Origin of the sequence: Bradyrhizobium sp. BRP19, assembly GCF_020194195.1 — a bacterium.
Classification (GTDB): Bacteria; Pseudomonadota; Alphaproteobacteria; order Rhizobiales; family Xanthobacteraceae; genus Bradyrhizobium; species Bradyrhizobium yuanmingense.
On record NZ_JADYVZ010000016.1, the window covers coordinates 33290 to 52168 of the forward strand.

Annotated in this window: 19 protein-coding genes; 15 read left to right on the forward strand and 4 right to left on the reverse strand. The window is 60.0% G+C overall.

The window, feature by feature from the left end; all coding sequences use genetic code 11:
• Window positions 1–13 precede the first annotated feature (13 nt).
• From I6F36_RS31465 to I6F36_RS31490, 6 genes are all read left to right on the forward strand, one after another.
• Complete coding sequence (locus I6F36_RS31465) at window positions 14–349, forward strand: DUF736 domain-containing protein (RefSeq protein ID WP_225145002.1); 336 nt, start codon at window positions 14–16, stop codon at window positions 347–349.
• A gap of 4 nt (window positions 350–353) precedes the next feature.
• Window positions 354–1262: a lytic transglycosylase domain-containing protein gene (locus I6F36_RS31470; RefSeq protein WP_225145003.1), complete on the forward strand. Its 909-nt coding sequence runs from the start codon at window positions 354–356 to the stop codon at window positions 1260–1262.
• A gap of 564 nt (window positions 1263–1826) precedes the next feature.
• Window positions 1827–3566: a VirD2 family relaxase/mobilization nuclease gene (locus I6F36_RS31475; RefSeq protein WP_225145004.1), complete on the forward strand. Its 1740-nt coding sequence runs from the start codon at window positions 1827–1829 to the stop codon at window positions 3564–3566.
• Window positions 3567–3607: 41 nt separating this feature from the next.
• On the forward strand, window positions 3608–5590 hold the full coding sequence (locus tag I6F36_RS31480) for a conjugal transfer protein TraG (RefSeq protein ID WP_225145005.1): 1983 nt from the start codon (window positions 3608–3610) through the stop codon (window positions 5588–5590).
• 7 nt (window positions 5591–5597) lie between these two features.
• Window positions 5598–6062 (forward strand): dolichyl-diphosphooligosaccharide--protein glycosyltransferase subunit 2, encoded by a 465-nt coding sequence (locus tag I6F36_RS31485; RefSeq protein ID WP_225145006.1) that lies wholly within the window; start codon window positions 5598–5600, stop codon window positions 6060–6062.
• A 142-nt stretch (window positions 6063–6204) separates the two neighbouring features.
• The gene (locus tag I6F36_RS31490; RefSeq protein WP_225145007.1) at window positions 6205–6762 is read left to right on the forward strand and encodes an NUDIX hydrolase N-terminal domain-containing protein; all 558 of its coding nucleotides are present in this window, start codon (window positions 6205–6207) and stop codon (window positions 6760–6762) included.
• Window positions 6763–7051: 289 nt separating this feature from the next.
• Here the strand turns inward: I6F36_RS31490 and I6F36_RS31495 are convergent, their stop codons facing one another.
• The 4 genes from I6F36_RS31495 to I6F36_RS31510 form a co-directional block, all read right to left on the reverse strand.
• A complete protein-coding gene (locus I6F36_RS31495) occupies window positions 7052–7483 on the reverse strand; it encodes a LysR substrate-binding domain-containing protein (RefSeq protein WP_225145008.1) in 432 nt (143 codons plus the stop codon).
• 154 nt (window positions 7484–7637) lie between these two features.
• The gene (locus I6F36_RS31500; protein ID WP_225145009.1) at window positions 7638–8054 is read right to left on the reverse strand and encodes a LysR family transcriptional regulator; all 417 of its coding nucleotides are present in this window, start codon (window positions 8052–8054) and stop codon (window positions 7638–7640) included.
• 57 nt (window positions 8055–8111) lie between these two features.
• Entirely contained in the window at window positions 8112–8885 is a 774-nt protein-coding gene (locus I6F36_RS31505; RefSeq protein WP_225145010.1) for an enoyl-CoA hydratase/isomerase family protein, read from the reverse strand.
• A 14-nt stretch (window positions 8886–8899) separates the two neighbouring features.
• Window positions 8900–9646: a FadR/GntR family transcriptional regulator gene (locus I6F36_RS31510; protein WP_225145011.1), complete on the reverse strand. Its 747-nt coding sequence runs from the start codon at window positions 9644–9646 to the stop codon at window positions 8900–8902.
• 125 nt (window positions 9647–9771) lie between these two features.
• On the opposite strand from I6F36_RS31510, the gene I6F36_RS31515 reads away from it, so the two are divergent.
• The 9 genes from I6F36_RS31515 to tnpB all read left to right on the forward strand — a co-directional run bounded on the left by I6F36_RS31515 (window position 9772) and on the right by tnpB (window position 18842).
• Window positions 9772–10899 (forward strand): ABC transporter ATP-binding protein, encoded by a 1128-nt coding sequence (locus tag I6F36_RS31515; RefSeq protein WP_225145012.1) that lies wholly within the window; start codon window positions 9772–9774, stop codon window positions 10897–10899.
• Window positions 10896–11951 carry an ABC transporter substrate-binding protein gene (locus I6F36_RS31520; protein ID WP_225145013.1) on the forward strand — a complete coding sequence of 352 codons (1056 nt, stop codon included), beginning with the start codon at window positions 10896–10898 and terminating at the stop codon, window positions 11949–11951. Before I6F36_RS31515 ends, I6F36_RS31520 begins: the two co-directional genes overlap by 4 nt.
• Window positions 11952–11994: 43 nt before the next feature.
• Window positions 11995–12774 carry an enoyl-CoA hydratase/isomerase family protein gene (locus I6F36_RS31525; protein ID WP_225145014.1) on the forward strand — a complete coding sequence of 260 codons (780 nt, stop codon included), beginning with the start codon at window positions 11995–11997 and terminating at the stop codon, window positions 12772–12774.
• Between the two features lie 3 nt (window positions 12775–12777).
• Window positions 12778–14892, forward strand: a complete 2115-nt coding sequence (locus tag I6F36_RS31530) for an acetate--CoA ligase family protein (RefSeq protein ID WP_225172857.1) — start codon at window positions 12778–12780, stop codon at window positions 14890–14892.
• Complete coding sequence (locus I6F36_RS31535; RefSeq protein ID WP_225145016.1) at window positions 14889–15731, forward strand: ABC transporter permease; 843 nt, start codon at window positions 14889–14891, stop codon at window positions 15729–15731. Before I6F36_RS31530 ends, I6F36_RS31535 begins: the two co-directional genes overlap by 4 nt.
• Window positions 15732–15864: 133 nt before the next feature.
• Entirely contained in the window at window positions 15865–16566 is a 702-nt protein-coding gene (locus tag I6F36_RS31540) for an ABC transporter permease (protein ID WP_225172858.1), read from the forward strand.
• A 150-nt stretch (window positions 16567–16716) separates the two neighbouring features.
• The gene (locus tag I6F36_RS31545; protein ID WP_225145018.1) at window positions 16717–17589 is read left to right on the forward strand and encodes a CoA ester lyase; all 873 of its coding nucleotides are present in this window, start codon (window positions 16717–16719) and stop codon (window positions 17587–17589) included.
• Window positions 17590–18030: 441 nt separating this feature from the next.
• On the forward strand, window positions 18031–18492 hold the full coding sequence (locus I6F36_RS31550; RefSeq protein ID WP_141343522.1) for a transposase: 462 nt from the start codon (window positions 18031–18033) through the stop codon (window positions 18490–18492).
• Window positions 18489–18842: an IS66 family insertion sequence element accessory protein TnpB gene (gene tnpB / locus I6F36_RS31555; protein WP_069279868.1), complete on the forward strand. Its 354-nt coding sequence runs from the start codon at window positions 18489–18491 to the stop codon at window positions 18840–18842. Before I6F36_RS31550 ends, tnpB begins: the two co-directional genes overlap by 4 nt.
• Window positions 18843–18879: the final 37 nt, after the last annotated feature.

Consider the following 18879-nt stretch of genomic DNA (forward strand, 5'->3'; position numbering starts at 1 on the left):
CAGGAGCTTTCCCATGGCACAAATCGGCCAGTTCACCCGCGACAAGTCCGGCTTCACCGGACGCGTTGAAACGCTGTTCTTCGAGCGGATTCTCACCCTCGTCCCGGCCGAATCCTCCGATGCCGAGAACGCGCCGGACTACCGTGTCCGCCTCGGCGATGCCGACGGCCCGGAGATCGGGGCAGGCTGGAAGCGTACCGGCGAGAAGGCCGGCGAATACGTTTCGCTCGTCATCGACGATCCGACGCTTCCGCGGCCGATCCGAGCAAATCTCTTTCAATCGACCGACGACAAGTCGGCTTGGACGCTGAACTGGAATCGTCTGCCCCAGCGCGCCGAGCGGGACTGATTGCATGCAGGGTCCCGTCACGCGTGCCGGCAACCAGGCGCATCAACGGTCCACCTCCTTGTTCGGGGGAAAGCCGTCTCATCCCTCGGGTTCGCGCAACGGTCGGGCGGCTGCCGCGCACAGCGGCGGTCAAACCGGCGGTCCGTGCGCACCGCCGGTAGGCAGCACGACGCCTCGCCATGATGGCGGAGCCACGGCGGGCTTTGCCGTTCTACTCCTTACCGGCCTGCTGGTGATTAGCGGGACAACGGCAGCAGTCTCCGGGCAGAGAGCGCCGGCGCAAAGTCAACCGGCGAGCGATCACTACGCAGCTCATGTGGCGGAGGCCGCGCAGCGCTTTGGCATTCCGGCAGCATGGATACGCGCCGTCATGCGGGTCGAGAGCAACGGCGATCGGCGTGCCGTCTCACCGAAAGGTGCACTCGGCCTGATGCAACTCATGCCCAAGACCTGGACGGACATGCGAGTCCGCTACGGTCTCGGACGCGATCCCTTCGATCCCCGTGACAATATCCTCGCCGGCGCCGCCTTCCTTCGCGAACTGCACGACCGCTACGGCTCGCCGGGCTTTCTCGCGGCCTATAATGCAGGTCCCGGCCGCTATGAGGAGTTTCGCGATAAACGCCGTCCACTGCCCGCGGAGACGACAGCCTATGTCGCAGCCATCGTCCCTTTTGTCGATGCGGAGGGGGCGCCAGGGCCTCTTCTCCTCGCGGCCTCTTCTCGTTCATCCTGGACGCGGGCGCCGCTGTTTTTCGACCACGTTGACGGTCCGTCGTCTGCCGCCCCGGCAGCATTCGATCGGCCAGCGCTCGACAGATCGGCTGCCGTTCCCGTGCACGATCTCTCTGCGATAGCGCCGCAGTCGGAGGGCCTGTTCGTCGCGCTTTCGGCCACGGGGCGATCGCAATGACTGCACGGCATCTTCAACGTCAATGCGCGGATCGCGGTACGTCTGCACGCACCCTTGTCGCGGCGGCTGCACATCGGGCAGCTCGTGATATCAGCCGTCAGTTTCCAGGTTCGCTGGCGCCCCGTGACGGACATTCGGTTTGCATTCGAAACGCTGCAACACAGTCATACGGGCGATGCCTTCGGCCCGCGCTCTACTCGTCGCTTCGCTCCTCACCGAGCCACCCTACGGGTGTCTCGGCCCTTCGGGTAACGATCGCTATCGCAAACGCTCGGTCAACTGCCAAGTCGCGGCGGATCTTTTCCAATGAATCGGCCACCAGCCAACGTGTTCGGGCGGGCGCTATTGAAGGATCTACCGCAATGACCCGAACCTGTCGCAAATCGCCGCAAGTACCGACCGGACGATGGCGAGATAAAAGGCCGCAATGTGCGGCTCGGTTGGTTGGTTGTTGTTGCTTTCTTTTTTTGCTGATCCGGCAATGTGCGGCTTCGGCGCGCAATGTGCGACCCACCATCAACTCATTGTACGGATTCTCGATTTCGCACATTGCCGAGGCTGGCCATGGCTGAAGAGAACGAATTTCAGCCTCGGCCCGGCCGCATCCGCTCCTCGCGGGCCCAGCGGGCAAAACCTTTCATCGCCCAGGCGCTCGCTGCCGCTCAGCGCGCCGGCGGCGGCATTTCGCGAACTGGCCATCTCGTCAGCCACCGTCATTCGCGCTTCGGCCGCGGCCGGGTCGCCAGCGAACGGGCAAACCGGCTGCTCACCGGCCGTTCGCGGCTGGTGACGATCAAGACCCGCGTTGTCCGGCATAGAGCGAGATCGGCGCCGCTCGCCGCCCATCTCAGCTACCTCCGGCGTGAGGGCGTGACCCGGGACGGGGAGAAGGCCCACCTGTTCGGCCCCGACACCGAGGATGCCGATCCCAAGGCCTTTGCCGAACGCTGTCAGAATGACCGCCACCATTTCCGCTTCATCGTCTCGCCCGAAGACGCAGCCGATATGGCCAACCTCAAAGGTTTCGCCCGCGATTTGATTGGCCGGATGGAGACGGACCTCGGCACCAAGCTCGACTGGGTGGGTGTCGACCACTGGAACACCCAGCACCCCCACGTCCACATCATCGTGCGGGGGGTCGCCGATGATGGTCAGGACCTCGTCATTTCTCGCGACTACATCAAGGAGGGTATGCGAGCCCGTGCCCAGGACCTGGTCACACAGGAGCTTGGACTACGCTCCGATCTCGACATCCACCGCTCGCTCGAGCGCCAGGTCGAAGCCGAGCACTGGACCCAGCTCGACCGCCAGCTTGTCCGGGATGCAGACCGGCATGGTGTCATCGAGCTTGCTCCCGAGCCGGGGCGGCAGCCCGATCAGTTCCATGCGTTGAAGGTGGGCCGGCTGCGGCGCTTGGAGAGCCTTGGCCTAGCTCATCAACTCGGGCCCGGCCAATGGTCCATGGACGAAGCCGCCGAGACGACGTTGCGCGAGCTCGGCGAGCGCGGCGACATCATCAAGCGCATCCACCGCAGCTTGAGCGAACGCGGCATTGAGCGTGGGAGCGCCAACTATGTGCTGGCAGGCGAAAGCCTCGACGTTCCTGTCATCGGCCGCCTCGTCGATCGCGGCCTTGACGACGAGCTCAAGGGAACCGCCTATGCCGTGGTCGACGGCGTCGATGGCCGCACCCACCACATCAGGCTGCCCGATCTCGACGCCGCCGGTGACAGCGCACCGGGCTCGATCGTCGAGCTCCGCAAATTCGATGACGCGAGAAGGCAACGGCGCGTGGCATTGGCGGTGCGCTCCGATCTCTCGATCGAAGCGCAGGTGAGGGCGAGCGGCGCGACGTGGCTCGACCGGCAGGCGGTCGCCCGCGATCCGGTGCCGCTTGGCCAGGTCGGCTTCGGCGCCGAGGTCCGCAGCGCCATGCAGCAGCGGGCCGAGCAGCTCATCGAACAGGGGCTCGCTGAGCGCCAGGCGCATGGGCTGGTGTTCGAGAAGAATCTCATCGGCACGCTGCGGCGCCGAGAATTGGAGGATCTCGGCAAGCAGCTCGCCGCCGAGACCGGCCAGCCACTCAACCCGTCGGCTGGTGGCGAGTATGTGGCGGGCACCTATCGGCGGCGCTTCGCGCTCGCTTCCGGCCGCTTCGCCATGATCGACGATGGTCTCGGCTTCCAACTCGTGCCCTGGACGCCCTCGCTCGAAAAGCAGCTCGGCCGGCATGTCTCCGGCGTCGCTCGCGCGGATGGCGGCATCGATTGGGGTTTTGCGCGCAACCGGGGGCTCGGCTTGTGAGCGATCCTTCCAGTCACCGACGTCAGGAGAGGGCCGCCGCCATGTCCGCGACCAAGATTCTCTGGGGGCAGGTCATCACGGTCTTCGCAATCGTCGTGCTGATGATCTGGGCCGCGACGGAGTGGACGGCCTGGCGGCTTGGCTTCCAGCCCCAGCTCGGGCAGCCCTGGTTCGAACTGCTCCATTTTCCGTTCTATCTCCCGCCGGCCTTCTTCTGGTGGTGGTACGCTTACGATGCCTATGCGCCCTCAATCTTCACCGAGGGCGCCTACATCGCGGCATCCGGCGGCATCATCGCCGCAGCCGTTGCGATCGGCATGTCGGTCTGGCGCGCTCGTGAAGCGAAGAATGCTGAGACCTACGGGTCTGCGCGCTGGGCTGAGGCAAAGGAGATCGAGCAGGCTGGCCTGCTCGGCCCCGACGGCGTCGTGCTCGGCCTATTTGAGCGCACCTATCTTCGCCATGATGGGCCGGAGCATGTCCTGTGCTTTGCTCCCACAAGATCGGGCAAGGGCGTCGGCCTGGTCATCCCGTCCCTCCTGACTTGGCCGGGCTCGGCGATCGTTCACGACATCAAAGGCGAGAACTGGCAGCTCACTGCCGGCTTCCGCGGCCAGCACGGTCGCGTCCTTCTGTTCGATCCGACCAATGCAAAGTCGTCGGCCTATAACCCGTTGCTCGAGGTCCGCCGCGGCGAGTGGGAGGTGCGCGACGTCCAGAATATCGCCGACATCCTGGTCGACCCCGAGGGTAGTCTCGAGAAGCGGAACCATTGGGAGAAGACAAGTCACGCCCTGCTCGTCGGTGCCATTCTCCACGTGCTCTACGCGGAGGAAGACAAGACGCTTGCCGGTGTTGCTGCGTTCCTGTCCGATCCAAAGCGGCCGATCGAGACGACGCTTGCCGCAATGATGCGGACCGCGCATCTCGGTGAGGCCGGTGTCCATCCCGTTGTCGCGTCCGCCGCGCGCGAGCTGCTGAATAAGTCCGGCAACGAACGCTCCGGTGTCTTGAGCACCGCGATGTCGTTTCTGGGCCTCTACCGCGATCCGGTGGTGGCGGAGGTGACGCGACGTTGCGACTGGCGGATCACCGACATCGTCGGCGGAGAGCGAGCGACCACACTTTACCTTGTCGTGCCGCCATCGGATATCAACCGCACCAAGCCGCTGATCCGCCTGATCCTCAATCAGATCGGCCGTCGCTTGACCGAGGATCTGCAGGCTAAGGGGGGCCGGCGCCGGCTCCTCTTGATGCTCGACGAGTTTCCGGCGCTCGGCCGGCTCGACTTCTTCGAGTCAGCGTTGGCCTTCATGGCGGGTTACGGCATCAAGAGCTTCTTGATCGCCCAGTCCCTGAACCAGATCGAGAAAGCCTATGGGCCCAACAACTCCATTCTCGACAACTGTCACGTCCGGGTCAGCTTCGCGACCAACGACGAACGGACTGCGAAGCGGGTGAGCGACGCCCTCGGCATGGCGACCGAGATGAAAGCGATGAAGAACTATGCCGGCAGCCGGCTGGCGCCCTGGCTCGGTCATCTGATGGTGTCGCGGTCAGAGACCGCCCGTCCGCTGCTGACGCCCGGCGAGATGATGCAGTTGCCACCATCCGATGAGATCGTGATGATGTCGGGCCTCCATCCGATCCGCGCCAGGAAGGCGCGCTATTACGAGGACGGGCGCTTGCAGGAGCGCATCCTGGCGCCGCCGGCGCTGACCAAGGCCAAGAACAGGCGGCCAGACGATTGGAGCTCGCGGCCTCTGCCGCCGCGCCCAATGGCATTGCAGGCATCGACCGACGACCCGACGGATGACGAAGACCCCAAGACCGCGGATCGGCGGCGGCATCCGGAATTGGATTGCGATACCGCGGAAAAGAAGGAACCGCTCGACAACGAGTTCGCGTCTGACGTGGCCGACGAGTTCGATGAAGATCCCCCGCGGATCAGGCGCATGAACGACATGATGCGGGGCGTCGCGCGCCAAGCCTCGCTCGATCCTGGCGATGATCTCGGATTGTGAGGCAAGCATGACCGCAGCGAAGAAGAAGGCGCAGATGTCGGTCTATCTCGATCCTGATGTCATGAAGGCGCTGTCGGCCTATGCCGCCCGGCGCGAGCAATCGCTCTCGCTCATCGCCGAAGCCGCCATTGCGTCCTTCCTGTCGCCAGATGCTGACGAGCGGCGGGAGGCCGCAGTTACCAAGCGCCTCGACCAAATCGATCGCCGGGTCGCGCGTCTTGAGCGGGATGTCGGGATTTCGGTCGAGACCGTCGCTCTCTTCATCCGCTTTTGGCTTGCGACAACACCGCCACTCCCCGAACCGGCTGCAAAAGCGGCCAAGGCGCAGGGGGGCGCGCGGTGGGACAATTTCGTTGCGGTGCTCGGCCGCCGGCTCAGTCAAGGGCCGAAGCTGCGGCAGGAGATCCCGGATGACATGGATGGCATTCAGCCCTCTGCTCGTCATGAACGAGCAGAGTCAGACGGCAAATAAGAATTCAAGTAGCGCCAGCTATGCTCTAATCCATTCGCTCGCGGATTGTTGAGTGCTTGCTCGTACTGATCCACGTCCTGGGCCATACTAGATTATGGACTTGGGGACCGTCGCACAGATAGTCACTCAGCAGAGGTCTGAAATGGAACCCCAATGGCTTACCTACGCAAAACGTCTCCAGGCGATTGCTTCGACTGGTCTGCATTTCTCAAAGGACCCATACGATCGGGAACGGTTCGACGAAATCGCCACCATCGCCAATGAGATGCTGGCGACTCTTGGTCATGTTCCGATCGAAAGGATCGAAGCTCTCGTTTCCGACTTCGCTCGCGGTTACGCCACACCCAGGGTCGACGTGCGAGGAGCAATCATTGAGGATGATGCGATCTTGCTTGTGCGTGAGCGAAGCGACAGCCGCTGGACGCTCCCAGGCGGCTTCGCCGACGTCGGACGATCTGTTGCGCAGAACATCGAGAAAGAGATGCTCGAAGAAGCTGGCTTGCGATTTACTGCACGGCGTCTTTACGCCGTTCGATACAAGGCGAGCGGTTCTTATTCGGCAGATGTCCGGGATTTCTACAAGATGTTCTCCTTTGCGATCGCGTCGGCTGCGGCGAACCTGCCTCTGGTGGAGAGACGAGCGAAGTGGGGTTCTTCCGGCGCAATGAACTGCCACCCCTATCACATGCAAGGGTGCTAGAAAGCGATATCGAAGCTGCATTTGCGTTCTCGGCCGATGCGCATAGGCCTGCCGTGTTTGACTGATGAGCGGCTCGTGTATGCCAAGTAGCCGATTTACAGCTCCTGCATCTTCTGTTGGACAACGGTAAACCGGATTAACTGAAACTCTTGCCGTCGCACCCGAAAACCTGCCGAGCAATTGACCCCTTCTCTGGGTCGGCCTCATCTACCCTGCAGCGGAAAGGAAACAGGGCGCGCACTTTTCCATCCGGCTAATAGCTCGTCTGGTAAGGCTCGGCGGATGCTGATCAGCCTATCCCAGTAGCAGCGGAAAGATCCGGATAGCGTTCACGAAGCAGATCAAGAAATGGCCGCAGCGATGGATCGCTGTTGGCATGCCGCCAGTACGCGCGGAAGCTCATTCGTGTCGGACCGTCGGCATCGCGAACCTCTCGGAAGGAAGCACCTGGATAAGCAGCGCCGGTCGCACCTTCAAGGGCCAGCAAGACACCCCAGCCTGCGCCGACCAAGGTGAGCAGTCGCTCGAGCGCCACATCATGGCGAAGCACTGGACATGGATCGGAGCCTCCCATTTTGCTGACAAGCAGCTTGTGGAATTCCGGTCCCGGGCCATGCTGTGACAACAAGAGCGTCTCGCCCCTCAACTCGCTCCAATGAACTACTTTGCGGGCCGTCAGCGGCTGGTCTTCGGGGAGAGCGAGGACGACGCTCCAGACCAATAAGGACTTGTCGTTCCACTTTGGATTCGGTTCCGCTACGAAGCGATATCAATGGTCGAACTGATGAGATCGGAGATCAGTTGGTCTCTCGCTCCATCGACGAGATGCGTATCGACATCGGGAAGCGGCGTCGATGGTCGAGGAGAGTAGCCCGCTAATTGCCGGCGGAGATAGAAGCGTGGATGCCAATGATCAATCGACCGCATTCGCCGCGCGATTGGATCTTGAGTTGAGCCGTCAGTGCTTCCGTATCGCCCACGATGCGCCGGGCAGCATCGAGGAATTCTTGACCGTCCATGGTTGGTCGCGTGCCACCGCTAATGCTCTCGAAGAGCTTGCTGCCTAACGTGTGTTCGAGACTTCGCAGGCAGCGACTGAGCGTTGATTGCCTAATTCTGAGCGTCTCTGCCGCCTGACGAAGGCTCCGATCCTGGAATGCGGCGGTCGCCCAGCGCAGGTCTCGAAATTCGGTCGAACCGTTATGGCTGTCTGCGTACAGATCGATACATTTTACGAATTGTGCGCGTCTTGCCTCCGCAATTAACGCGAAGCACATCGCAGGCACGACCATTGCGAGCCCAGCACGATGTGCTGGGCTCGCAGTCGAGCCGGCGCAGCGAATCACCATTCAATTTCCGACAAATTTCGGCGGCCGGCTTACTGTGAACGCCTGGGCCCCTTCAGACGCATCTTGTGTGCTCATAAGGAACCGATTGAACATCTGCTCTATCCGGAGCCCCGTTGCCAAGTCGACGTCCCTGCTCCGAAGGGCAAGTTCCTTTGACGCCTGCACAGCGAGCGGCGCGTTGCGAGCAATCCGATGTGCATATTCCAGCGCTGCAGGCATCAATTCATCGGGCGCAACAACCTTGTTGATGATTCCCCAACCTCTCGCCGTCTCTGCATCAACATCGTCGCCGGTCAGGAGTAGTTCCATCGCGAGCGGATACGGCAAATTCATCAACGTCCGTTGTGTGCCGCCATTGCCTGCGATGATCCCTCTCTTGATCTCTGGTAAGCCGAAGCGTGCGTGAGAGGCGGCAATGCGAATGTCGGTTGCAAAAAGGAGCGTCATTCCACCTCCCAAGCACCACCCATTCACGGCTGCGATGATCGGTTTCCAAACCTCCAACCCTCGATTGAGAAGCTGCTCCGTTTGTGTCAGCCACATTTCGCTTGCGCTTGGCGGGTTCGGTATGAACTCCTTCAGATCTGCGCCTGCGCAGAATGATTTTGTGCCTGCACCAGTGACGATGGCCGCACGAATATTTGCGTTGTCCCGCACCTCTATCCACGCCGCGGAAAGCGATTGATAATGCTCTTGATTCAGCGCGTTGAGGCGATCGGGACGGTTGATGGTTACCGTCGCTATCCCATCGTCGATGGTAAGATCAATGCTCATGTCTAGCCTTCTGTCTAGTCTTCGAGTGAGATGTTGGCTGGCGCATGAGGCGCGATCTGCTTCGAATAGGCGACCACATGTCGTTCCATACGCCTGCGTGCGGCCGCTGCGTCTTGGCGCAAGATTGCATCCATTACGCGCCGATGCGCTTTGGCCACCGCGACCCGCGATTCAGCCGTATTGAATTCATCGATGTCGGTTGCTGCGTGCATGACGTCTGAAATCGCGAGCATGAATCCGATCAACAGGTCGTTGTGGCTCGCCTGCATTACAGCTAAGTGCCACTTTGTGTTGGCCTTGAGATACCGGCTTACATCATCCAAGGATGACTCCAATTCCAGGCATGCGCGCTCCATACGCTCAAGGTCGTCATCGGTACGGTGGATCGCTGCTAGGCTCGCGCCGTTTGGTTCGAGCGCTTCTCGAGTTTCAATAATCGCTTGAAAGGGGAGCCGGCGGCCGCGAATCAGGAGTTGAATCGGGCGGGTCATGATCGCCGGCCCAGGCTTCTGCACAACGGCCCCGCCGTTTCGCCCGGGTCGCGTCGTGATGAGATCGTCTGCTTCTAGCAGGCTAAGCGCCTCGCGAACCGAGGTGCGACTAATCCCAGTCTTTTCTACAAGCTCGCGCTCGGAAGGAAGAGGGTCACCCTCTCGCAGTTCGTCATTCAAGATTTTCTCGCGCAACATGGCTGCGAGGACGCCGGACTTCTTCGGCGTCTGAATGACATCGATGTCCAGGGTGGGCTTATCTGGCTTCATTGCGGTCTTACCTCGCGTCGAACAATTGGTCCAACAATTTGCTTGACGGACCGTTACCATAGGTCCTACATTTAGGCCAGAGAAATTCGATTGGTTTATTGGCATCACCTGAATCGCCGAGTTCGATGACGATGTACGCAGAACGATCAGGGACGAACGATCGCGGCAGGCTTGAGATTCGCGACGTGAGCAAGCGCTTCGGTAATCTAGAAGTCGTGCGTTCGACGTCACTCTCGATTGAGCCGGGGCAGTTCGTGACTTTGCTTGGACCGAGCGGCTCAGGAAAAACTACCCTGCTCAAAATGATTGCGGGATTCGAACAACCCTCTACAGGGGCAATACTGATAGGTAACCGCGAGGTCACAGGTCTAGCCCCGCAAAAGCGCAACGTCGGTTTCGTATTCCAGCAATACGCGCTGTTCCCGCACCTTACAGTCGCTGGCAATCTGGCCTACCCACTTCAAATGCGCGGGATGCGAAAGCGCGAGATTGAAGTCGCGGTTAAAGAAGCGCTTGAGATGGTGCGGCTCTCGCACTTGGCAACTCGACGACCTTCGGATCTCTCCGGTGGTCAACAACAGCGCGTCGCGCTTGCTCGGGCCGTGATATTCCGTCCGCCGGTGCTGCTGATGGACGAGTCGCTTGCGGCGCTTGATAAGCGGCTACGTGAGGAAATGCAGCTTGAGATCCGCAATCTTCAACGCGAGCTGAAGATTACCACGATCGCTGTCACTCACGACCAAACCGAAGCACTCGTGATGTCGGACGTGATCGTCGTTATTAACGATGGGGTAGTTCAACAGACTGGCAATCCCGCGGACCTCTACTACCGACCCCAAAATGAATTTGTTGCGGGCTTCCTCGGTGAATCCAACGTCCTCAAAGGGCGCGTCGAAGTGGATGCGGGCCGAGCTGAGCTGGTGTTGGGCTCAGGACTGCGAGTCCAGATGGATGAGCCCTCCTCAGTTAGCTCGGGTGCATCTGTCACCTGCCTCGTTCGCCCTGAGGCCATCGACCTATTCCCGCCTACAGCAGATGCATCTCGTGAACTGCGAGGCCGAGTCCTTCAGCGCATCTTCTGCGGCGACACGTTCCGAGTGACTCTGCAATTGTCGGACGGCACCCGTCTTTTATCGAAGCCGATCGGCGGCAATTCTCGATGGCTGCCCGAGCCGGGCGAAGACGCTCGAGTTTCCTGGCATCCCTCCGAGTTAGTGCTCATCTCCCCAGTGCCGAAAGGAAGCCACCCATGACAATCGAAAGCCGCATGACCACGCGCCGTCGCTTCGTTGCCACGATGGCGACCGCTTCCGCCGCGCTAGCTCTTCCTGCGATACGGGCGCGCGCGCAGAGCAGCAAGGAGCTTGTCTTTGCAGGCTTCGGTGGCGCTTATCAAGAAGGGCAAGTCAAGGCGCTGTTCGAGCCATTTGAGAAGGAGACCGGCATCCGTATCGTTGCGACAACAGGCGTTGAACTAGCGCGCCTGAAAGCGCAGGTGGGCTCCCGCAATGTCGAATGGGATCTGATCTCGCTGCCAGATCGCCTGCGCTACACGGCTCTGCTCGATGGGCTTCTTGAGAAGTTGGACTACAGCAGATTTTCAGCCGCGGATCTGCTTCCCCAGACGGTGACCGACTACTGCTGTGGCTGCGTCACGTTCGCTGCGCAACTTGCCTACAATAGTGAGGTATTCAGCGCTCAGTCCGTCCCTACTACGTGGAGTGACGTGTGGGACACGGACAAGTTCAAGGGGCGCCGCGGCATGCTCTCTTCGGTCACTTATTTACTGGAGTTCGCACTCCTGGCGGACGGCGTTCCGAAAGAAAAGCTCTATCCGCTCGACGTCGAAAGAGCTCTCAAAAGCTTGGAAAAATTTAAGCGAACCGCCGTCTGGTGGACCCAGTTCCCACAGGTCGAGCAGATGCTTCTTTCGCGCGAGATTGTAATGACGCCATGGACCCGAGGTGTCACATCCCAACTCGCGGGCAAGCCTATTCGCGTTTCGTACGAAGGGGCCGCAATCTCATACGAGGGCTGGGTCATTCCAAAAGGATCGAAGAACTACGACCAGGCGATGCGCTTTATCGAGTTCGCGATTCGCCCCGACCGTCAGGCTGAGCTCACAAAGTACATCGCATACGGACCAACAAATCGTAAGGCGCTTCCACTAGTAGCGCCTTCGATCCTCGATTTGCTGCCGTCCGCACCGAAAAACTTTGAAGCGGGATTCCTCTTTAACGGTGAGTGGTGGGGGCCGAACCTGGCTCGTGTCACGGAGCAGTTTAACGAATGGCGACTGAGCTAATCGACTTAGGGGCCGCGAAACCTTAAAGGCAATGAGTGATTCTATGGAAAAGGTCGTCTTCGAACGTCGTGGTCAAGTGGCCATCCTAACCATCAACCGCCCGGCTGCAATGAATGCCTATGATGCAGAGGTGGTCGCCTCCATGGGCGAATACTTTGGTGAATTCGATCGAGACCCAGAACTGAAAGTGTGTATCCTCACCGGTGCCGGAGAAAAGTCCTTTTGTGCTGGCGCTGATCTGAAAAGCCTGCACGGGGCAAATTTTGGCGGTGGCGTCGCGGAACTTTGGGACGATGATCGATCGTATCGGCTCGGACAGGCCATCCAAGTTCGCAAGCCGGTAATTGCTGCCATTAACGGGTATTGTCTGGCTGGCGGCCTCGAGCTCGCATTGGCGTGCGATCTACGCATTGCCTCGACACAGGCGTCATTCGGGTGTCCCGAAGTGAAGCGAGCTGTCCTGCATGGGTATGGGGCAATGAGACTCGTGCAGACGATTCCGTTCGCCGTCGCGATGGAAATGTTGCTCACAGGCAAGCACATTAATGCGCAGCGCGCATATGAAACCGGGCTCATTAGCCAAGTTGTTGCGCCTGACGAGCTATTGCCGACAGCTTTGCAGCTCGCCGGGTCTATCGCCGAGAATGCTCCGATGGCGGTCAAGATCACCAAGGAACTTGGCTGGCGAGGTTTGCACGAACATCCGCAAGAATTTATGCGCTTTGTTGCCGCCGGATTGGCATTGATGCATGCGAGTGAAGACGCCAAGGAGGGCCCTCTCGCCTTTGCCGAAAAGCGTCAGCCCGTTTGGAAGGGGCGCTGACACATGAGCGCTCCGGTTGAATCGTTGGCCGACAGTTTTCTGCGGCCGCGCTCCATCGCGATGATTGGCGCTACTGCGGCCGTACACAAAGCTGGCGGACGGCGCTGGCGGAGTGCCCTGACTGCACGCGGCGACCGAGCTATCTACCCGATTCATCCCTCCGCCGATCAACTCGATGGAAAGCGCGCTTACCGAACTCTAAAGGAACTGCCGGATGCGGTAGATCTGGCGGTCGTGATGGTGCCGTCTGAATTCGTGGCCAACGTCGTCGGCGAATGTGCGGCCGCGAATGCGAAGGCCGTCATCGTTGTCTCGGCTGGTTTCGGCGAGACCGGTGAGGCGGGGCGCGTCGCAGAGCGTGAGATGGTAGCCACCCTGCGCGATCGCGGTATCCGCATGCTGGGACCCAACAGTGCTGGCGTTTTTAGCGCTGCTGGCGGGGTGAACACGCTCGGTTGGGAGATTCCAAGCGGTCATATCGGTCTGATTACCCAAAGCGGGAATATTGCGCTCAGCTTTACGCGCTATGCGCACGCGCGTCAGGTCGGCTTCTCCAGCATTCTTGCCGTGGGGAATAGCGCTGATCTCACCATCTCAGAGCTGGTTGAGGTTCTGTTGTTGGACGACGAGACGAATGTCATCTTGATCTATTGTGAAGGCTTCGCGCCCAATGACGGGCGCAGGTTGATAGACGTTCTGTCGCGTTCGGCAATCCGAAAGCCGGTTGTTATTCTCAAACCTGGCGGATCGGAAGAGGGGCGCCGGGCAGTCCAGTCTCACACCGGATCGCTGGCCGGTGATGACATCATTGCTGACTCCGCCCTCCGCGCGGCCGGGGTGTATCGAGCCCAAGAAATCGATGAGGCGTTTGATGTCGCCCTGGCTTTCTCAATTGGGAAGAGGCTTCGAAGCAACGCGGTTGCGATCCTGTCTGATGGCGGCGGCCATGCGACCATGGTGGCCGATACTGCTGGGCGCCTAGGGCTTACGCTTGCTAGCTTTTCGCCTAGCACCCATGAAAAGCTGAAGACTCTGTTGCCGGTGCGCAGCGGCATCGGAAATCCAGTCGACTTCGCTGGCGTGGCTGAATCGAACCCCGAAAGCATCCCAGGGGTGCTGCAAGCATGTCTCGAAGATCCGGCTGTGAGTGGTGTCATCTTTGCCGGTCACTTCGGCGGCTACCACTTGATGGCGCCTGGTGGCGAATTGTTGAGTGGAGTGAAGTCTGCTGAATCGGCTGCAGCTGAGCGCATTGGTCAGCTTGCCACTGCCTCGGGTAAACCCGTATTGATCCACAGCGATCATGCAGACAGCCATCCGAGTACTTTGCGCCCCCTGCATCTTGCAGGCGTACCTGTCTATGGAAAGCTTGAGTCTTCGGCAAAAGGCATGGCTGCATTGATGCAGCGCAAAACCTTGTCGGCTCTTGTTGAGGTGCAAGCGCATGCTGATGCCCATGAAGACGTCGTGGACGCGGTGCTGCTTGAAGATGAATGCCGTCGGATCCTGAGCGAAGCAGGCATAGCAATGCCGCCCTCGTGGGTTGTACGCAGCTCTGCAGAAGCACGCCAAGTGATGTCAAAGGCTGGTGTGCCAGTGGCAATGAAATTAGTGTCGTCGCGAGCAATTCATAAGTCGGATGTTGGTGGAGTATTGCTTAGTATAGCTACCGATGAAGACGCAGCGGTAGCGTATACGAAACTCGAAGGTATCGCGGCCCGGCTGGGGGAGGAGAATCCCAAGGCCTTAGTCACTCCTATGATAGGGAAGGGGATCGAATGCTTTATCGGGGCGAAGATCGACCCGCAGTTCGGGCCCGCAATCTTCTTCGGTGCGGGCGGCGTGTGGATCGAAATCATGAAGGATGTGAATTGCAGGCTAGCGCCTATGACCGCCGTGGAATCGGCCGCAATCGTAAACGCGTCCCGCATCTCGCCCCTCTTGTCCGGCTTCCGAGGTGGCGACAAAGTGGCGCAACAAGCGCTCGTGGAGCTAATTGAGAAGGTGTCTCGATTCTGCTGGGATCGAAGAAATGATCTGATTGAGCTCGACCTCAACCCTGTCATCGTGAATTCGGAGGGGGCACACATCGTCGACGCGCGTATGGTGACTGCATGAGCCGCTATCTCGGCAGCTACGGTGCCACTGCCGCGCTGATGGCTCTTCCAGCAGCATTCCTTGGCGTGTTCTTCCTGCTCCCGATTGCTGGAAGTATCGCCCAAAGTGTCGGATCGACGGCTCTCGATTTTTCGCATTACCGTCGTCTAGTGGAAGTTCCTCTATACCGTTCGGTATTTCTGAGAACATTCGAGGTGGCGCTCATCGTTTGTGCGATTTGTCTGATCGTCGGATACCTGTGTGCGTACTTCATCGCCTCACTGGACTCGAAGTGGCGCACGATTGCGATCGGCCTGATCTCATTTCCGTTCATGTTGTCTGTCTTGGTGAGGAACTATGTGTGGATGCTCATCCTGCAGGATACAGGATTGATCAACCGGCTCCTGGTAGATAGCGGTTTGATTTTTCAACCACTTGAGCTCATGTACAACCGCTTTGCGGTGGTTGTCGCGATGGTGAACATGCTCTTGCCGTATGCCATATTGCCTATCTTGAGCTCGCTCTTGGCAATACCGCGGGAACTGAAAACAGCTTCTTCTAGCCTGGGCGCGAGCGAAATGCGGACCTTCATTCGCGTGACGCTGCCGCTCACTGTTCCGGGCGCCGCGGTGGCCGTGCTTCTGACGTTCATCATGGGCCTAGGTTTCTACATCACGCCTGCAATGCTCGGTGGGACACGGGAGATGATGGTAGCAAACCTCATCGCATTCAACGTCAAGGAAGTGCTGAATTGGTCGCTTGCATTTGCATTGTCGACGAGCCTACTCGCCTCGACGCTGATTCTATACATGATCTATCGCGCGCTCTTACCCGAAGCGACAGTGTTGAAGGCAGTCTGAATACCACGGTTTCGAGACCATTTCCGGCATGTCTCAATATCGCCCCCAAAGCACTGGAATGCGGATCCTCCTTGCGCTCGCTGGAGTTGGCACAATTCTGTTCCTTCTCCTTCCGGTATTCGCTGTGATTCCAATGTCGTTCAACGACTCGACTCGTTTTGAGATCGTTCCTTCCCATCCATCGCTGACTCAGTACCGTCTGTTCTTTTCCGACGCGAGATGGATGGAATCGTTCTGGCTCTCGGTAAAGGTTGCCTCGATAGTCATGATCAACGCGACCGTGCTCGGGACGTTGGCGGCGATGGGGATTAGGCGTTTGCCCGCACGCCTGCGCGGGATTGCTGAGGCCGTGTTCATGTCGCCTCAGATTGTTCCTTCGGTGGTGATCGCGGCGTCTGCGTATTTCATATTTGTTGAACTCGGGATGGTTGGCACCGTTACAGGCATAGCGGTGATGCACACTGTAGTCGCCTTGCCGTTTGTCGTTGTCATGATGGGAAGCCGCTTACAAACGCTGAGCCCCGACCTGGCGCAGGCATCCGCCAATTTGGGAGCGAAGCCTTGGCAGACGTTCTGGCGTGTAACGCTGCCGCAAATCAGTACCGCTCTGGTTGGTAGCGCGTTACTGGCCTTCCATGTGTCTTTTGATGAAGTGATCTTGTCGTTCTTCCTAAGTGGTGCGCGCAACAAGACGCTGCCGGTGCGGCTCTGGGACGGCATCTTGTTCGAAGTCACACCCATACTCCCGGCAATCTCGACTGTGGTGTTGATCGTCCCAGTGATGGGCGTATTGATATTGTTTCTGTTTCGGCGTTGGCGGGCGATTAGCGGCTGAGACATTGACAATCACGCCGCGCAGCAGAACTCGCGCCGTGGGAGCGGGAATGGGCTTGTCGCCGCGGTACTCGGAAAGAAGAAGTTATCGCTAGATCCTGTTCGGGGTTCACCGCGATGACGTCTAAGGATGATGCGTAAGAGCCGTCTAATGCGTTCGATGCTGTTTGTGCCGGGGGATTCTCCGCGAAAATTCGAGAAGGCGAGCGAAGGCAAGGCCGACGCGCTGATCATCGATCTCGAGGATTCCGTCGTCACCGAGAAGAAAAAAGAGGCGCGCAAGCTGACGTTGGCGATGGTCACGGGTAGGCGCGGCCTGCACCAACTCTATGTCCGGGTCAACGCGCTCGACACCGGGATGACACTTGCCGATCTCGCCGCTGTCATGCCAGGCAAGCCCGACGGCATCGTGCTACCGAAGTCGCAGGGCGGCGACGACGTCCGGCGGATTGCCTCTTGGCTCGAAGCGCTGGAGGCTGCGGCCGGCATCACGGTCGGCGCAACCCGCATCGTCTGCGTGGCTACCGAGACCGCCGGCTCGATCTTCGGTCTCGGCAGCTACAACGGCTGCTCTCCGCGCCTCACCGGCCTGATGTGGGGTGCGGAGGATCTGTCAGCTTCGCTCGGCGCTACCGAAAGGGCCAGCGGCGGCGTGTTCCACAGCCCCTATCGTCTGGCGCGCGATCTCTGCCTGATGGCGGCGGCCGCGGCCGAGGTTGCCGCGATCGATACCGTCTTTACTGACATCGATAATCTTGCAGGGCTCGAGCAGGAGACGCGCGCGGCGCGGCGGGACGGCTTTTCGGCCAAGGCGCTGATCCACCCCAAGCATGTCGACGTCGTCAATGCGGCGTTCGAGCCGACGGAGGCTGAACGTACCTGGGCGCAGAAGGTGATCGCGGCGTTCGCAAGCAATCCGAACTCCGGCACGCTGCGTCTCGACGGCATGATGATCGACAAGCCGCATCTTCGCGCCGCGAAGAAGATGCTCGGTCAGCCCTATCAGGACGCCGCGCCGCTATGATCGTTCGCCAAGCCACAAACGTGCTGGAGATCGAGAAATTCTTCGCGCAAAGTAGGAAACCGGCACGCTTGCCGAGATCACCGATTATTTGGGCTGGCCAGCTTCGGCCTGGCACTCCATGAGGGCGAGACGCGGCTGATCGAGTGTGGCCGGTTCGCGGCCCTCTTGCGTGAGCGGCGCGGCGAACGGCGACCCGAAACCTTTGCCGTTCTCGGCGTCATCCATTACTGCGGGCTGACCTGGGACGGCCCGTTCATCGTGAATCACAAGACGGAAGGGGAACGCCTGACGCGCAAGCTGAGGGCGTTGTGCTTGAGCTTGGCGGCTTATGCACTCGCCACTAGCCACACAGCACGGTAACCGGCATGAGGGCCTCACCTCGCAGTGACGAAGCTTGTCTGCGATACAGGCTGGCAAGAGCTGATCGGTGGAGGTGGCGCGATGGCAAATGCCATGCTTGATGCCAGGCAGGAAGGTGACTCTTATCGCCGCGTTGAGGTGATCACTGGGGAGCGCCGGCGGCGACGGTGGACGAGCGAGGAGAAGGCCCGGATCGCGGCAGAGAGCTTTGAGGAGGGGGCGAACATCTCCGAGGTGGCGCGGCGCAATGGCGTTTCTCGCGGACTGCTCACGGTGTGGCGCCGCCAGGTAGCGGCGGCGCTGGCCGGCAAAGCCCAGAACTTCGTGCCTATCCAAATTGGCGCCGAGAGCGATGGCGGGAGGGTTGGCAAGTCCGAGTGTATTTCGCCGGTACAGACGAAGCCCGTGGAGATTGCCACGCCGCCGGCCAAGGTCTGTGGAGTGGTCGAGATCGAGGTGAACGGGGCGCGCATCCGGGTCGAGCCGGGGGTGGAACTGGCGACGCTTTCGGTGGTGCTATCGGCGCTTCGAGGGATCCGGTGATTGCTCTACGGTCAGACCTCAAGGTGGTGCTGGCGGCCCAGCCGGTCGACTTTCGTAAGTCGGTGCATACGCTGTCGGCGCTGGTGAGCGAAGCACTGCGCGCGAACCCATATTGCGGCGACGTCTTCGTGTTCCGCAGCAAGCGCATGGACAGAGTGAAGCTTCTGGCGTGGGACGGCAGCGGCATGGTGTTGGTAACGAAGTGGTTGCACCAGGGGCGTTTCACCTGGCCGCCGATCCGCGACGGCGTTGTGCATCTCAGTGCGACGCAGCTTGCGATGCTACTCGACGGGCTCGAGTGGACGCGTGTGTCGCCCAAGCCTGTGAAGCAGCCGGCCATTGTCGGCTGAGAAGTGAGGATTTCACTGGAGCATGGGTCGCACGGAT

Coding starts and splice junctions, on each gene's coding strand:
- I6F36_RS31465 (WP_225145002.1), top strand. CDS start 14: ATGGCACAAATCGGCCAGTTCACCCGCGACAAGTCCGGCTTCACCGGA.
- I6F36_RS31470 (WP_225145003.1), top strand. CDS start 354: ATGCAGGGTCCCGTCACGCGTGCCGGCAACCAGGCGCATCAACGGTCC.
- I6F36_RS31475 (WP_225145004.1), top strand. CDS start 1,827: ATGGCTGAAGAGAACGAATTTCAGCCTCGGCCCGGCCGCATCCGCTCC.
- I6F36_RS31480 (WP_225145005.1), top strand. CDS start 3,608: ATGTCCGCGACCAAGATTCTCTGGGGGCAGGTCATCACGGTCTTCGCA.
- I6F36_RS31485 (WP_225145006.1), top strand. CDS start 5,598: ATGACCGCAGCGAAGAAGAAGGCGCAGATGTCGGTCTATCTCGATCCT.
- I6F36_RS31490 (WP_225145007.1), top strand. CDS start 6,205: ATGGAACCCCAATGGCTTACCTACGCAAAACGTCTCCAGGCGATTGCT.
- I6F36_RS31500 (WP_225145009.1), bottom strand. CDS start 8,054: ATGGTCGTGCCTGCGATGTGCTTCGCGTTAATTGCGGAGGCAAGACGC.
- I6F36_RS31505 (WP_225145010.1), bottom strand. CDS start 8,885: ATGAGCATTGATCTTACCATCGACGATGGGATAGCGACGGTAACCATC.
- I6F36_RS31510 (WP_225145011.1), bottom strand. CDS start 9,646: ATGAAGCCAGATAAGCCCACCCTGGACATCGATGTCATTCAGACGCCG.
- I6F36_RS31515 (WP_225145012.1), top strand. CDS start 9,772: ATGACGATGTACGCAGAACGATCAGGGACGAACGATCGCGGCAGGCTT.
- I6F36_RS31520 (WP_225145013.1), top strand. CDS start 10,896: ATGACAATCGAAAGCCGCATGACCACGCGCCGTCGCTTCGTTGCCACG.
- I6F36_RS31525 (WP_225145014.1), top strand. CDS start 11,995: ATGGAAAAGGTCGTCTTCGAACGTCGTGGTCAAGTGGCCATCCTAACC.
- I6F36_RS31530 (WP_225172857.1), top strand. CDS start 12,778: ATGAGCGCTCCGGTTGAATCGTTGGCCGACAGTTTTCTGCGGCCGCGC.
- I6F36_RS31535 (WP_225145016.1), top strand. CDS start 14,889: ATGAGCCGCTATCTCGGCAGCTACGGTGCCACTGCCGCGCTGATGGCT.
- I6F36_RS31540 (WP_225172858.1), top strand. CDS start 15,865: ATGTCGTTCAACGACTCGACTCGTTTTGAGATCGTTCCTTCCCATCCA.
- I6F36_RS31545 (WP_225145018.1), top strand. CDS start 16,717: ATGCGTTCGATGCTGTTTGTGCCGGGGGATTCTCCGCGAAAATTCGAG.
- I6F36_RS31550 (WP_141343522.1), top strand. CDS start 18,031: ATGGCAAATGCCATGCTTGATGCCAGGCAGGAAGGTGACTCTTATCGC.